The sequence below is a fragment of the Stenotrophomonas sp. YJH_SMC_8 genome (assembly GCF_059371315.1).
In genome coordinates, this window is record NZ_JCAFUL010000002.1 from 267,312 (window position 1) to 281,385 (window position 14,074).

At 65.4% G+C, this 14,074-nt stretch carries 13 protein-coding genes and 1 tRNA gene; 1 reads left to right on the forward strand and 13 read right to left on the reverse strand.

Features of this window, described 5'->3' with window-relative positions; genetic code table 11:
- Position 1: 1 nt before the first annotated feature.
- The 13 genes from nuoI to AC5P88_RS03255 all read right to left on the reverse strand — a co-directional run bounded on the left by nuoI (position 2) and on the right by AC5P88_RS03255 (position 11,995).
- Complete coding sequence (nuoI, locus tag AC5P88_RS03195) at positions 2-490, reverse strand: NADH-quinone oxidoreductase subunit NuoI (RefSeq protein ID WP_005410456.1); 489 nt, start codon at positions 488-490, stop codon at positions 2-4.
- A 3-nt stretch (positions 491-493) separates the two neighbouring features.
- Positions 494-1,588, reverse strand: a complete 1,095-nt coding sequence (nuoH, locus tag AC5P88_RS03200) for an NADH-quinone oxidoreductase subunit NuoH (RefSeq protein WP_005410457.1) — start codon at positions 1,586-1,588, stop codon at positions 494-496.
- Positions 1,585-3,819, reverse strand: a complete 2,235-nt coding sequence (nuoG, locus tag AC5P88_RS03205; protein WP_495224282.1) for an NADH-quinone oxidoreductase subunit NuoG — start codon at positions 3,817-3,819, stop codon at positions 1,585-1,587. The genes nuoH and nuoG overlap by 4 nt, the downstream gene beginning before the upstream one ends.
- Positions 3,816-5,156, reverse strand: coding sequence for an NADH-quinone oxidoreductase subunit NuoF (gene nuoF, locus AC5P88_RS03210; RefSeq protein WP_005410459.1), 1,341 nt, complete (start codon positions 5,154-5,156; stop codon positions 3,816-3,818). The genes nuoG and nuoF overlap by 4 nt, the downstream gene beginning before the upstream one ends.
- A 4-nt stretch (positions 5,157-5,160) precedes the next feature.
- The gene (gene nuoE, locus AC5P88_RS03215; protein ID WP_005410460.1) at positions 5,161-5,688 is read right to left on the reverse strand and encodes an NADH-quinone oxidoreductase subunit NuoE; all 528 of its coding nucleotides are present in this window, start codon (positions 5,686-5,688) and stop codon (positions 5,161-5,163) included.
- A 97-nt stretch (positions 5,689-5,785) separates the two neighbouring features.
- Entirely contained in the window at positions 5,786-7,093 is a 1,308-nt protein-coding gene (locus tag AC5P88_RS03220; RefSeq protein WP_495224283.1) for an NADH-quinone oxidoreductase subunit D, read from the reverse strand.
- Positions 7,090-7,839: an NADH-quinone oxidoreductase subunit C gene (locus AC5P88_RS03225; RefSeq protein WP_005410462.1), complete on the reverse strand. Its 750-nt coding sequence runs from the start codon at positions 7,837-7,839 to the stop codon at positions 7,090-7,092. The genes AC5P88_RS03220 and AC5P88_RS03225 overlap by 4 nt, the downstream gene beginning before the upstream one ends.
- Positions 7,840-7,872: 33 nt before the next feature.
- The gene (locus tag AC5P88_RS03230) at positions 7,873-8,427 is read right to left on the reverse strand and encodes a NuoB/complex I 20 kDa subunit family protein (protein WP_005410463.1); all 555 of its coding nucleotides are present in this window, start codon (positions 8,425-8,427) and stop codon (positions 7,873-7,875) included.
- On the reverse strand, positions 8,418-8,774 hold the full coding sequence (locus tag AC5P88_RS03235) for an NADH-quinone oxidoreductase subunit A (protein WP_005414075.1): 357 nt from the start codon (positions 8,772-8,774) through the stop codon (positions 8,418-8,420). Before AC5P88_RS03235 ends, AC5P88_RS03230 begins: the two co-directional genes overlap by 10 nt.
- 111 nt (positions 8,775-8,885) lie before the next feature.
- Positions 8,886-8,970 (reverse strand) — tRNA-Leu (locus tag AC5P88_RS03240).
- Between the two features lie 51 nt (positions 8,971-9,021).
- Complete coding sequence (gene secG, locus AC5P88_RS03245) at positions 9,022-9,459, reverse strand: preprotein translocase subunit SecG (protein WP_005410465.1); 438 nt, start codon at positions 9,457-9,459, stop codon at positions 9,022-9,024.
- Between the two features lie 31 nt (positions 9,460-9,490).
- Positions 9,491-10,246, reverse strand: a complete 756-nt coding sequence (gene tpiA, locus AC5P88_RS03250; RefSeq protein ID WP_106548826.1) for a triose-phosphate isomerase — start codon at positions 10,244-10,246, stop codon at positions 9,491-9,493.
- 813 nt (positions 10,247-11,059) lie between these two features.
- Positions 11,060-11,995 (reverse strand): isopenicillin N synthase family dioxygenase, encoded by a 936-nt coding sequence (locus tag AC5P88_RS03255; protein ID WP_106548827.1) that lies wholly within the window; start codon positions 11,993-11,995, stop codon positions 11,060-11,062.
- 195 nt (positions 11,996-12,190) lie between these two features.
- Between AC5P88_RS03255 and AC5P88_RS03260 the strand changes: the two genes are divergently transcribed.
- Positions 12,191-14,071 carry a DUF3413 domain-containing protein gene (locus AC5P88_RS03260; RefSeq protein ID WP_495224285.1) on the forward strand — a complete coding sequence of 627 codons (1,881 nt, stop codon included), beginning with the start codon at positions 12,191-12,193 and terminating at the stop codon, positions 14,069-14,071.
- Positions 14,072-14,074 lie beyond the last annotated feature (3 nt).

Sequence of the window (14,074 nt, forward strand, 5' to 3'; positions counted from 1 at the left end):
CTCAGCGGTAAGCGGCATCGGCGGCACGACGCTCGGCGATCTCGTTTTCGAGACGATCGCCAAGGGCCAGCAGCTGCGGCTTGGTAACGATGTTTTCGCCACGGTTCTCGAAGTGGTACTCGAGGATGTGGGTTTCGACGATCGAGTCCACCGGGCAGCTTTCTTCGCAGAAGCCGCAGAAGATGCACTTGAACAGGTCGATGTCGTAGCGGGTGGTGCGGCGGGTGCCGTCCTCGCGCTTGGCCGAGTCGATGGTGATGGCCAGGGCCGGGCACACCGCTTCACACAGCTTGCAGGCAATGCAGCGCTCTTCGCCGTTGGGATAACGGCGCAGTGCGTGCAGGCCACGGAAGCGCGGCGACTGCGGGAACTTCTCCATCGGGTACATCATCGTGTACTTCGGCTTGAAGCTGTACTTCAGCGTCAGCCAAAGACCGGCCAGCAGTTCGAGCAGCAGCAGGCTCTTGAAGTAATGGGTAATCCTGTTCATCACTTAGACGCCCTTTTGAATCACGCCGAAGAACACCATGACGGCGGTAACCGCGATCCACAGAATGGCCAGCGGGATGAAGACCTTCCAGCCCAGGCGCATGATCTGGTCATAGCGGAAGCGCGGGAAGCTGGCACGGAACCAGATGTAGGCACTGGCGAAGAAGAACACCTTGACGAACAGCCACGGTGCACCGCCCTTCCAGATCCAGTCGACCAGCGGCGAGACATCGCCGAAGTTGACCCAGCCCTGGACCGGGCTCAGCCAGCCGCCGAGGAAGAAGATCGAGATCAGGAAGCTGATCAGGATCATGTTCGCGTATTCGGCCAGGAAGAACAGGGCGAAGGCACCGCCGGAGTACTCGACCATGTGGCCGGCCACGATTTCCGACTCGCCTTCCACCACGTCGAACGGCGCGCGGTTGGTTTCAGCCACGCCCGACACCCAGTAGATGACGAACAGCGGGAACAGCGGCAGCAGGAACCAGTCGAAGAAGCCGGAGCTGCCGGCCTGCGCCATCACGATGTTGCTCAGGTTCAGGCTGCCAGCGGCAATCATCACGCCGACCAGGGCGAAGCCCATGGCGATTTCGTAGCTGATCATCTGCGCCGAGGCGCGCATCGCACCCAGGAACGCGTACTTCGAGTTGGACGCCCAACCGGCCAGGATGATGCCGTAGATGCCCAGCGAGGTCATCGCCAGCAGGTACAGCAGGCCAGCGTTGGCGTTGGACAGCACGATCTGCGAATCGAAAGGCACCACCGACCAGGCCGCGAAGGCCGGGGCCAGGGTGATCAGCGGGGCCAGCAGGTAGATCGCCTTGTTGGCACTGCTCGGCTGGACCACTTCCTTGAACAGCAGCTTGAAGACGTCGGCGAAGGCCTGGAAGATGCCCATGCCCACGTACATCGGGCCGTGGCGGACGTGCATCCAGCCGATCAGCTTGCGTTCCCAGACCACGTAGAAGGCCACCGAGATGATCACCGGCACGGTGATCACCAGGATCTTCAGGATGATCCAGATCAGCGCGCCGATATCACCGAGGCCAAGCAGCCACTGGTGCAGCGGGTCGACCGCGTTCAACAGCAATTCGTTCATGCAGCCACCACCGATACGCGAGCGGCACCCAGCGGCGCGGTCGCGCCGTGGCCCGATTCAATCCAGACCGAACCCGCAGCGACGCGGGCGTCGACCACCACCGGCAGGGTGGCCTTGCCGGCATCGGTGCCGACCTTGGCCATCTGCCCTTCCTGCAGCTGCAGGCGAGCGGCATCTTCAGCGTTCAGCACGATGCGCGGGGCGTTGTTCAGCGGATGCGACTGCAGCGCCGGCGCGCGACGGACCACCGCATCGGTGCGGTAGATCGCGGCGGTCGAAGCCACTTCCAGGCCTTCACCGGCAACCGCCGGCTGCGCCGAAGCGGCAACGGTGACCGACACCGGGGCCAGGCTGGCACGCAGGCCGGCCAGGTCGATGAAGTCGAAACCGGTCAGCGCCATTTCGCCGCCCAGCGCACGCAGCACGCGCCAGCCTTCACGGGCCTCGCCCGGCAGCTTGCCGCCGGCACGGGCCGACTGCTCGCGACCATCGAGGTTGGTCAGGGTGGCGTCGATTTCCGGCAGTGCACCGATCGGCAGGATGACGTCGGCGACGTCGCGGGTGGACACGCAGGCGAACTGGCTGAAGGCCACCACCTGGGCACCGACCAGTGCCTTGCGCGCGGCCGGGGCATCGGCGAAGTCCAGGCCCGGCTCCAGGCCGTAGACCACGTAGGCCTGGCGCGGCTGCGCCAGCATCGCGGCGACGTCCTTGCCGGCCGGCAGCACGCCGGCGCGGGTCAGGCCCACGGCATTGGCGCCCTGCGGGATGCGGCACAGCTTGGCACCGGTGGCGGCGGCGAACTCACGCGCAGCGGCGCGGATCGCGGCAGCCTGCGGGTGGTTCTCGGCGATGCCACCGACGATCAGCACGGTGTTGTTGCCGCCCTGCACTGCCGAACGCAGCTCGGCGTTGGCCAGCGCGTCGACGAACTTCGACGGGGCGACGATCTGCTTGCCGGCAATGCTGAAGGCGAAGTCGAAGTCCACCGGGTTGACGACGTGGATCTTCGCGCCCTTGGTGGTCTGCGCCTTGCGCAGGCGGGCGTGCAGCAGCGGCAGTTCGTGGCGGATGTTGCTGCCCAGAACGACGATGCGGTCGGCGCCTTCGATTTCGGCCAACGGCAGGCCGAACACTTCGGCGGTTGCGGCGTCGGAGAAATCGCGGTTGTTGATGCGGTGATCGATGTTGCTCGAGCCCAGGCCCTTGGCCAGGCGGGCCAGCAGCGCGCCTTCCTCGTTCGAGGTGGACGGGTGCACCAGCACGCCCAGGTTGTCGCCCTGGTTCGCCTTGAGGATCTCGGCGGCCGCGGCCAGGCCTTCGGCCCAGCTCACTTCCTTCCACTCGCCATTGACCTTGCGCAGCGGCTTGACCGCACGGTCTTCGCTGTACAGGCCCTGGTGCGAGTAGCGGTCACGGTCGGACAGCCAGCACTCGTTCACGGCTTCGTTGTCGCGCGGCACGGTGCGCAGCACTTCGCCGCGACGCACGTGCAGGAACAGGTTCGAACCCATCGCGTCGTGGTAACCCAGCGACTCGCGCGCGGTCAGTTCCCACGGGCGGGCGCGGAACTGGAACACCTTGTTGGTCAGCGCGCCGACCGGGCAGACGTCGACGACGTTGCCGGACAGCTCGGTGGTCAGCGGCTTGCCGTCGAAGGTACCGATCTGCAGGTTCTCACCGCGGTACATGCCACCCAGCTCGTAGGTACCGGCAACGTCGGCGGTGAAGCGGACGCAGCGGGTGCACTGGATGCAACGGGTCATCTCGGTGGCGACCAGCGGACCCATGTCCTCGTCCGGCACCACGCGCTTGCGCTCATTGAAGCGGCTGACCGAACGGCCATAGCCCAGCGACACGTCCTGCAGCTCGCACTCGCCGCCCTGGTCGCAGATCGGGCAGTCCAGCGGGTGGTTGATGAGCAGGAACTCCATCACCGAGCGCTGGAACTTCAGTGCCTTTTCGCTGCGGGTGGCGACCTTCATGCCGTCCATCACCGGGGTAGCGCAGGCGGGTGCCGGCTTCGGCGACTTCTCCACGTCCACCAGGCACATGCGGCAGTTGGCGGCGATCGGCAGCTTCTCGTGGTAGCAGAAGCGCGGAATGGAGATGCCGGCCTTGTCGGCGGCCTGGATGATCATCGAGCCCTTGGGCACGACCAGCGACTTGCCATCGATCTCGATGGTGACGTGATCGGGTGGGACGCTCGGATTTACGGGTTGCGCGCTCATGCAGCGGCTGCCTCCACCTTCTTGCCGTCAACCATCGAATGACCGTTGACGATGTAGTACTCGAACTCGTCCCAGAACTGGCGCAGGAAGCCCTGGATGGGCCATGCAGCCGCTTCGCCGAACGCACAGATGGTATGGCCTTCGATCTGGCCGGCCACTGCCTTCAGCTGGTGCAGGTCTTCCATCGTGGCCTTGCCGGCGACGATGCGCTCCAGCACGCGGTGCATCCAGCCGGTACCTTCACGGCACGGGGTGCACTGGCCGCAGGATTCCTTGTGGAAGAACTGGCTGATGCGGCAGGCGAACTTGACGCAGCACACGCTGTCGTCGAGCACCACGATCGCACCCGAACCCAGGCCGGAGCCCAGTGCACGGATGGTGTCGTAGTCCATCGGCAGGTCCTTCAGCTCGGCCGCGGTCAGCACCGGCATCGACACGCCGCCCGGGATCGCGCCCTTCAGCGTGCGGCCCGGACGCAGGCCACCTGCCATTTCCAGCAGGTCGTGGAATTTGGTACCCAGCGGCACTTCGAAGTTGCCACCGTTCTGCACGCAGCCGGACACCGAGAAGCACTTCGGGCCGCCGTTGGCGGTCAGGCTCAGGCCCTTGAACCACTCCGGACCGTTGCGGATGATCGCCGGCACCGAACCGTAGGTTTCGGTGTTGTTGATCGTCGACGGCTTGCCGTACAGGCCGAAGTTGGCCGGGAACGGCGGCTTGTAGCGCGGCTGGCCCTTCTTGCCTTCCAGCGATTCCATCAGCGCGGTTTCTTCGCCGCAGATGTAGGCGCCGGCGCCCAGCGCACCGTAGATGTCGATGTCCACGCCCGAGCCCATCACGTTCTTGCCCAGCCAGCCGTTCGCATAGGCGTCGGCCAGGGCCTGCTCGAAGTGCTCGAACGGCTCGTGGTGGAATTCACCGCGCAGGTAGTTGTAGCCCACGGTCGAACCGGTGGCGTAGCAGGCGATCGCCATGCCTTCCACCACCGAATGCGGGTTGTAGCGCAGGATGTCGCGGTCCTTGCAGGTGCCCGGCTCGGATTCGTCCGAGTTGCAGAGGATGTACTTCTGCATGTTGCCCTTGGGCATGAAGGACCACTTCAGGCCGGTCGGGAAGCCCGCGCCACCGCGGCCGCGCAGGCCCGAGGCCTTGACCATCTCGATGACCTGCTCCGGCGGGATCTTCTCTTCGAGGATCTTGCGCAGGGCGGCGTAGCCACCGGTCTTCAGGTAGCTTTCGTACGACCACGGGGTGTCGTAATGCAGGGTGGTGTAGACCACCTGGTGCGGCAGCGGCGCGGGGCCGACCGGACCCTTGGATTCGTGGTGATGTGCCATGCCCTTACTCCAGCCCGTCCAGCAGCTCGTCGACCTTTTCCAGGGTCAGACGCTCATGGTAGTGACCGTTGATGACCATCATCGGCGCGCCACCGCAGCCGGCCAGGCACTCTTCCTCGCGCTTGAGGTAGACGCGGCCGTCCGGGGTCGATTCACCGTGCTTGATGCCCAGCTTCTTCTCGCAATGGCGCACGATGTCCTCGGCGCCATTGAGCCAGCAGCTGATGTTGGTGCAGATGGCCACGTTGTTGCGGCCCACCTTCTCGGTCTCGAACATCGAGTAGAAGCTGGCGACCTCGTAGGCCCACACCGGCGGCAGGTCCAGGTACTTGGCCACGCCGGCGATCAGTTCGTCGGTCAGCCAGCCCTGGTTCTGCTCCTGGGCCGCATGCAGGCCCTGCAGCACGGCAGAGCGCTTGCGGTCCGGCGGGAACTTGGACAGCCAGTGATCGATGTGAGCGCGGGTCTTGTCGCTCAGCACCACCATCGGGTCGACGTCGCGCGCCGCCTCGAAATTACCTGTCGCCTTCATCGGCCGACCTCAGCGAAATGCATAACGTGAAATTCCAGAAACTGCGGCGCCGGCTTGCGCCGGCTGCCTGCAGCGGGCGTTGGCGTGGCGGACGGCATTACCGGTCAACCTCGCCGAACACCAGGTCGTAGGTACCGATCATCGCCACCACGTCGGCCAGCATGTGGCCGCGCACGATCGAATCGATCGAGGACAGGTGGGCGAAGCCCGGTGCGCGCAGGTGCACGCGGAAGGGCTTGTTGGCGCCATCGGAGACCAGGTAGCAGCCGAACTCGCCCTTCGGGGCTTCCACCGCCGCGTAGGTCTCGCCGGCCGGCACGCAGTAGCCTTCGCTGAACAGCTTGAAGTGGTGGATCAGCGCTTCCATGTCGTCCTTCATGTCCTCGCGCTTGGGCGGAGCGACCTTGAAGTTCTTCACCATCACCGGGCCCGGGTTGGCCTTCAGCCACGCCACGCACTGCTTGATGATGCGGTTGGATTCGCGCATTTCGGCAACGCGGACCAGGTAACGGTCGTAGCAGTCGCCTTCCTTGCCCAGCGGGATGTCGAAATCGACGGCATCGTACTTGGCGTACGGGCGCTTCTTGCGCAGGTCCCAGGCAACGCCCGAGCCGCGCAGCATCACGCCGGTCATGCCCCACTGGTGCGCCAGTTCCGGAGTGACCACGCCGATGCCGACGGTACGCTGCTTCCAGATGCGGTTGTCGGTCAGCAGGGTTTCGTATTCGTCGATGCGCTTGGGGAACTCGACGGTGAAGTTTTCCAGGAAGTCCAGCAGCGAGCCTTCGCGCGAAGCATTGAGCTGCTTCAGCGCCTTGCCCTTGTGCCAGCGCGATTCCTTGTACTTCGGCATGTGGTCCGGCAGGTCGCGGTAGACACCGCCCGGACGGTAGTACGCCGCGTGCATGCGCGCGCCCGAGACCGCTTCGTAGCAGTCCATCAGCTCTTCGCGCTCGCGGAAGGCGTACAGCATCACCGCCATCGCACCCAGGTCGAGCGCGTTGGAGCCCAGCCACATCAGGTGGTTGAGGATGCGGGTGATTTCGTCGTACATGGTGCGGATGTACTGCGCACGCTCCGGCGCCTCGATGCCCATCAGGGTCTCGATCGCGCGCACGTAGGCGTGCTCGTTGCACATCATCGACACGTAGTCCAGGCGATCCATGTAGCCGATCGACTGGTTGAACGGCTTGGACTCGGCCAGCTTCTCGGTACCACGGTGCAGCAGACCCACGTGCGGGTCGGCGCGCATGATGGTTTCGCCGTCCATTTCCAGGATCAGGCGTAGCACGCCGTGCGCGGCCGGATGCTGCGGGCCGAAGTTCATGGTGTAGTTGCGGATTTCCTGCCGTGCTTCGGCCGGATTGCTCGCGAACGCTTCGCGGGCCTGGTGGAACTCGCTCACTTCACTGCCTCCTGCGCGCGCTCGCCTTCTGCGGTCTGCAGACGGGCGTCGTCACGGATCACGCGCGGCACGCCGACACGCGGCTCCACCGAGGTGACCGGTTCGTAGATCACGCGCTTCTTTTCTTCGTCGTAGCGGACTTCGACATTGCCGATCAGCGGGAAGTCCTTGCGGAACGGATGGCCGACGAAACCGTAGTCGGTCAGGATCCGGCGCAGGTCCGGGTGGCCTTCGAAGATCACGCCGTACAGGTCGAACGCTTCGCGCTCGAACCAGTTCAGGCCCGGCCAGATGCCGGTCAGCGAGGACACCACCGGCAGTGCTTCGTCAGGGGCGAAGCAGCGCAGGTGCATCATCAGGTTGTGCTGGTACGAACGCAGCTGGGCGACCACGGCGAAACGCTGGGTCGGCATGTGCTGCGGGCGGGCACCGTCGGCACCGTTTTCCTCGGTGGGGAATTCGCCCCACGCGAAACGGCCCTGGGCCTTGCCTTCGACGCCACGGCTGAAGCCCTGCGAGGACACGTCGGCGGTGTCCCATTCGTCGGAGCCATAGCCAAGGTAGTCGACGCCGCAGAGATCCACGGCCTGCTCGAAACCAAACTCGTCACGCAGCGCCAGCGCGGTGGCATGCCACTCGGCGGCAGGCACCTCCAGCGTCACTTCGCCGCGGGGTTCGACCACGATGACCTTCGCACCAGCGAAACGTGCGGAGAGTCGGTCGATGAAGGATGCTTGCTCTGCCATGGGGGCTTGGCGCGCTCTTGTAGTGTGGAAGGGTCAGCGGGCGATGGTCTGTGTACGCCAGATCTTCTTCTGCAGCTGCAGGATCCCGTACACCAGCGCCTCGGCGGTCGGCGGGCAACCCGGGACGTAGACGTCCACCGGCACCACGCGATCACAGCCGCGCACGACAGAATAGGAGTAGTGGTAATAGCCGCCGCCATTGGCGCAGCTACCCATCGAGATGACCCACTTCGGGTCCGGCATCTGGTCGTAGACCTTGCGCAGCGCCGGGGCCATCTTGTTGACCAGGGTACCGGCCACGATCATCACGTCGGACTGGCGCGGCGACGGGCGGAACACCACGCCGTAGCGGTCAAGGTCCAGGCGCGCGGCGCCGGCGTGCATCATCTCGACCGCGCAGCAGGCCAGGCCGAAAGTCATCGGCCACATCGAGCCGGTGCGCGCCCAGTTCAGCAGTGCGTCGACGCTGGTGGTGACGAAGCCCTTCTCCAGCAGCGGGTTGTCGCCTTCCGGCCGCAGGATGTCATCAACCCGGCCTTCCGGCGTGGGGTTGTTCATGAGGCCATCGAGAGTCTGAATCACTCCCATTCCAGCGCTCCCTTCTTCCAGACGTAAATGAAACCGAGGAACAGCATGCCGACGAACAGGCCCATGGTGACGAGCGAACGGGCGCCCAGCTCCATGAAGACCTGGGTCCACGGCACGATGAAGATGATTTCCAGGTCGAAGACGATGAACTGGATCGCGATCAGGTAGTAGCGCACGTCGAACTTCATGCGCGCGTCTTCGAAGGCCTCGAAGCCGCACTCGTACGGCGACAGCTTTTCCAGATCGGGGCGGCGGGGACCGAGGAATCGACCAACCAGCATCAGCGTAATGCCGATACCGGTGGCAACGATCAGAAACAGCAGAGACGGCAAATATTCGGCCAGCACAGCGATTCTCTCTTGCCTCTGCCGCTGCGCCTGCAGGCGCTTTGGCATGGGGGAGTGGACGGGAATCTACCTGGCGCCTTGCGCGCCAGGCGAACCCGCTTTACTTACAAATGGTGCCCAAGAGGGGACTCGAACCCCTACGACCTAAGTCGCTACCACCTCAAGGTAGTGCGTCTACCAATTCCGCCACCTGGGCAAACGATCACATCAGACTATCTTCCCGATGCGCCGCGTATTGTAACCGGCTTCAGTGTTTCTGGGAGCCTTCCGAAGGCTTTTCTTCACCAGAAACCGAAGATTCCGCCTGAGCCGGCACATTCGCGGCCGGAACCGGGGCTGCCGGGACCGCATCGGCCTTCGGAACGGCCGGCAATTCGCCTGCCGGAGCCGCCGGAGCGACCGCCGCCGGGGCGGACATCAGGCCCAGATCCTGGTCGGCCGCCGGACGGCTGCCATGACCGGCATACCAGGCCATGAAGAGGCTGATGCCGAAGAACACGACAGCCAGCCACTTGGTCGACTTGGACAGGAAGTTCGAGGCGCCACGCGCACCGAACACCGTACCCGAGGCACCGGCACCAAAGCCCGAACCCGCCGCCGCACCCGAGCCACGCTGCATCAGGATCAGCGCGATCATGGCCACAGCGACCAGCACGTAGACGACATTGAGGATCAACATCAGCATTGGAAACCGCCCTCGGACAATACTTCTAGGATTAGTTCGCGGCCGCCGCCCTTGCGATGGCCAGGAAGTCCGCGGCCACCAGGGAGGCGCCGCCGACCAGCCCACCATCGACATCCGGCTGCGCGAACAGTTCCCCGGCATTGTCGGGCTTCACGCTACCGCCGTAAACAATGGGCAGTGAATCAGCGATTCTAGCATCGATACGCGCGACTTCGCCACGGATGAACGCGTGCACCTGCTGTGCCTGTTCCTTGGTGGCGGTACGGCCGGTACCGATGGCCCAGACCGGCTCATAGGCAACCACCGCCTGGGCGAAACCGGCGGCACCCACCAGCTCCAGCACCGGTGCCAGCTGGCTGGCGATGACCGCCTCGGTCTGCCCCGCTTCGCGCTGCTCCAGGGTCTCACCCACGCACAGCACCGGCACCAGGCCGGCATGGAGGGCCGCGGCGAACTTGCGCGCGACCAGCTCGCTGCTTTCATGGTGGTACTGGCGGCGCTCGGAGTGGCCGACCAGGCCATAGCGCGCACCGACCTCGTGCAGCATGGCGGCGCAGACCTCGCCGGTGTAGGCGCCCTTCTCGTTGCTGCTGACGTCCTGTGCACCGAATACCAGGCCGGTGTCACCAAAATCCTCGACCAGTTCACCCAGGTACGGCAGCGGCGGCAGGATCACCACGTCCACCCCGTCCAGCGGCAGCCCGGCGGCCACCTGCCCCAGCAGTTCATTGGCGAATTGACGGCTGCCATGCAGCTTCCAGTTTCCGGCGACGATCTTGCGGCGCATGAGCGGGTGGCTCCTGTGTGAAGTCAGCCGGTCATGATACCCGTTACGGCAAAAATCCGTTTCCGTGTAAGCGGTTACATGGATTTTCAGCCAACGGCGCAGCCCCTCGTGGCGGGGTGGGGTTGGTCGAGGAGAGCACCGGTTGGATTGGTGGGCCTGGCCGGGCGGGTGGGACTGCGCAGGGGGCGCTGCAAGTACGTCCATGTAAGCTCGATCGCCGCATCCATGCGGCTCACGCCCCTGCGCAGCCCCACCCGCCCGGCCTCTGACACATTCCGGCGGTTCCGCCCGCCACGGAAAGAAAAAGAAGATCAAAAGCAAAAGCGGCATTGCGGGTGGCTGCCGGGCTGGACCAGCCCCCTACCCCGCTTCGATCTGACAGATCTCATCCACGCATGGCGTGGATCTACCGTGTCGACCAAGGTCGACACCCACCGGAAATCACGATTTGCCAACCGTCACCGGGAAACTGTCGAAGGCGGGGAGGTGTCGGATGGCGGGGTGTCCGCGGCATGGGCCCGAGGCATGCCTCGGGCGGGTTGGGCCGGACGCCCAACCCCGGTCTTGCCGTGTGCGCAGGAAAGCGCACACGAGCAAGCCGCGGCCAAGCCCCCAGGGATGGGTTTACGGCGCCCCCGCCATCCGACACCTCCCCGCCTCCCCACGGAACACCCCAGAGCCGCTTTGGCTTTGGCTTTGGCTTTGGCCTCTGCGGGTGCAGGGTGCAACCCTGCCGAACACCCTCCGCTGCGCTCGCCGGGCATGGCCCGGCGCTACCCGTAATGAAAAAGCCGCCTTTCGGCGGCTTCTTCATTACTTCAGCTTGATCTCGCGCAGGCGTTCCTCGAGGAAGCCGTGGGCGGTGATCGGCTCCGGGTACCGGCTCGGGTTCTCCGGGGTGATGCAGGACGGCAGCACGTCGATCAGGAAATCCGGGTTCGGGTGCAGGAAGAACGGCACCGAGTAGCGCGGCTGGCGGGCCAGCTCGCCCGGGGGGTTGACCACGCGATGGATGGTCGACGGGTACACATGGTTGGTCAGGCGCTGCAGCATGTCGCCGATGTTGACCACGATGGTGTCCGCGTCCGAGGTGAACGGCACCCACTCGCCCTCGTGCGACTGCACTTCCAGGCCCGCGGCGCTGGCACCGACCAGCAGGGTGATGAAGTTGATGTCGCCATGCGCACCGGCGCGCACGTTCGGGATGTCGTCGGTGGTGATCGGCGGGTAGTGGATCGGGCGCAGGATCGAGTTGCCGAAATTGGTCTTGTCGGCGAAGAAGTCTTCCGGCAGGCCGATGTGCAGGGCCAGCGCCGACAGCACGCGCGAGCCCAGGTTGTCCAGCGCCTGGTACAGGCCGTAGCCGCGCTCACGGAAGCCCTCGACCTCGGTCGGCCACAGGTTCGGCGCCATCACGTCACGGTACTTGGAGTCATCGGCGATTTCACGGCCGATGTGCCAGAACTCCTTCAGGTCGAAGTGCTTGGAGCCCTTGGCGGTTTCCACACCAAACGGGGTATAGCCACGGGCGCCGCCGCTGCCGGCCACGTGGTACTTGCGCTTGACCTCGTCCGGCAGGGCGAAGAAGGCCTTGAAGGCATCGTAGGCCGCGTCGATGTCGGCCTGCGGAATGCCGTGGTTGCGGATGCCCGCGAATCCCCATTGGCGGTAGGCCGCGCCCAGCTCGGCCACGAAGGCCTCGCGGTCGCTGTCGAAACGGGTGATGTCGAGGGTGGGGATCTGGCTCACAGCGATTCCTGGCTTGTCATTGGGTCTTGGGGGGCCCGCGCATTCATGGCCCGCCTGAACATTGTGACAGATCGCCCGGCGGACGCTACTCGATCCTCGGAAACAAATCGATACAATGCGCGACCTGCGCACATTTAACGAATCCATCACGTTGGCAGCGCAAGCCCCGACCGCGCCTCCCCGACCCGACGCACCATGCCCGACGCCCCAGCCGCCATCGCCCTCCCCCCCGCAGGCCCTGCCCTTCGCTGGCGCCGGCTTGCGTGGTGGTCACTGTTCGTCCTGGGCAATGCGCTGCTGGCGACGGTGATCACCCTCGGCAACGTGCCGCTGCACGACAACCCGGGCGGCCACCAGGGCCTGGCCTATCTCGCGATTGCCCTGCCCGGGCACCTGCTCGCCTTCGGCGCGCTGGCCGGCGCGCTGCCACTGCTGCTGGGCCTGTGGCCGCGCAGCGCGCGCACGCTGAGCATCAGTGCGGTACTGCTGCAGGGCTTGTGGCTGTGCCTGCTGCTGGTCGACGCCAAGGTGTTCACCCTGTACCGCTTCCACCTCAATGCCATGGTCGTGAACATGGTGTTCGGCGGCGCCCTGCAGGACCAGGTTGCGTTGTCGTGGAAGACCTGGGTGCAGGCCGGCCTGCTGGTGGCGGCCATTTTCACCGCCGAGGGCATCCTGGCCTGGGCGTGCTGGAAGCTGCTGCCGGCCGCGCCCCGCCGCCGCAGGGTGCTGCAGGCCTGGGCGGTGGCCGCCCTGCTGATGGCGAGCGGCCAGGTGGCCACCGCCTACTACGACGCACGCGGCGACCGTGACGTGATTGCCCAGTGGAACTACCTGCCCTGGGCCCAGCCGATCACCGCCAAGAGCTTCATGCGCAGGCTGGGCGTGGTCAGTGAACAGCAGGTCGGCCTGCCCGATCCGCGCCATGCGCAGCTGCTGTATCCGCTGCAGCCGCTGCGCTGCCAGAACCCACAGCGACCGAACGTGCTGATGGTCGTGCTGGAATCGCTGCGCCACGATGCGCTTACCCCGCAGATCATGCCGAACACCTCGGCACTGGCGGCCTCCGCTCGCGTCTACGACCGCCATTTCAGCACGGGCAACGCCACCCGCTATGGCCTGTTCGGCCTGCTCTACGGCCTGCCGGGCGGCTACTGGCAAAGCATGCTTGACGAGCAGCGCGGCTCACAGCTGTTCAAGGTGCTGGGGCAGCAGGGGTACGACCTGCATCTGTACGGCAGCGCGCCGATGTACAGCCCGGAATTCGACCGCACTGCATTTGCGGACGTCCGCGACCAGTTGCACCAGGGCCCGTCCGAGCTGGGTTCGGAAGGCCGTGACAGCAGCATCGTGGCCTCGCTTCAGAAGGACATCCGTGCCAGCCAGGCGGCGCACACGCCGTGGTTCGGCTTCGTCTTCCTCGATTCCACCCATGCGCCCTACCACATGCCCGCAGGCTACCCGCCGCTGGCGACCCCGATGGCGCAGGAAATCGACTTCCTCAAGTTCGGCCCGGACCACGACCCGGCCCCGGAACTGAACCGCTACCGGACCGCCGTGCATTACGCCGACAGCCTCGTCGGCACCCTGCTGGACGATCTGCGCGCGCAGGGCCTGGACCAGAACACCATCGTGCTGGTCACCGGCGACCACGCCGAAGAGTTCAACGATCTGAAGCTGAACTACTGGGGCCACAACGGCAACTTCTCCGATTACCAGCTGCAGGTGCCGTTCGTGCTGCACTGGCCCGGCCAGGGCAGCGGCCACGAAGCACGCATCAGTTCGCATGAGGACTGGGTGCCGACCCTGATGCGCCACGCCCTGGGTTGCGAGAACGCACTGGGCGACTTCAGCACCGGCCAGGATCTGCTGGCCGAACCCGCAGGCGAGCGCGCACTGGTGGTCGAAAGCTGGTCACAACGCGCCGTCCGGCACGGCAACGCCATCTACGTGTTCGACAAGTTCGGCAATGCGACGGCGCTTGACCTGCACTACCGCCCGCTGCCGCAACAGGCCCCGGATGCCGGCGCCGTCCGTACCGCATGGGAAGCGCTGACCCGCTTCCGCAACCGCTGACCA